1 pseudogene is annotated in these 422 nt (G+C 32.0%); it reads left to right on the top strand.

Annotated features, from left to right (window positions below):
* Window positions 1-370: pseudogene (locus NE544_RS12105) on the top strand (transposase); the annotation flags it as partial.
* Between the last annotated feature and the right edge of the window lie 52 nt (window positions 371-422).

Here is a 422-nt window from a genome sequence, read left to right as displayed (position 1 = left end):
AAAAGACGTATACAATGCTTATCATCAGCTTTGGCAAATTGAAGAATCCTTTCGCATCATGAAGACCGAACTTGATACACGTCCGGTCTATCTACAAAAAGAAAATCGGATCAAAGGTCATTTCTTCATCTGTTACACAGCCGTGTTATTATCACGAATTCTTCAATTCAAGATTCTGGAAAATAAATATTCAGCAAGTACAATATACGATTTCATGAGAAAATTCCGAGTTGTAAGAATCAACTCAACAAGATTCATAAATCTATTAACCAGCAAAGAATTCGTAACAGATCTATCCAAAAAATTAAATCAACCAATAACAAATTATTATCTAACAGATAAACAAATAAAAATGATGCATACTCGATAATCAAATATCGAGTGTTGCACCATTTTTTACTATTCAGCCTCTAAAGTCAGGT

It is taken from the genome of Holdemanella sp. MSK.7.32 (assembly GCF_024460475.1).
Taxonomy (GTDB): Bacteria; Bacillota_I; Bacilli_A; order Erysipelotrichales; family Erysipelotrichaceae; genus Holdemanella.
The sequence above is the reverse complement of the archived record's forward strand: the minus strand, read 5'-3'. Positions and strand labels throughout refer to the sequence as shown.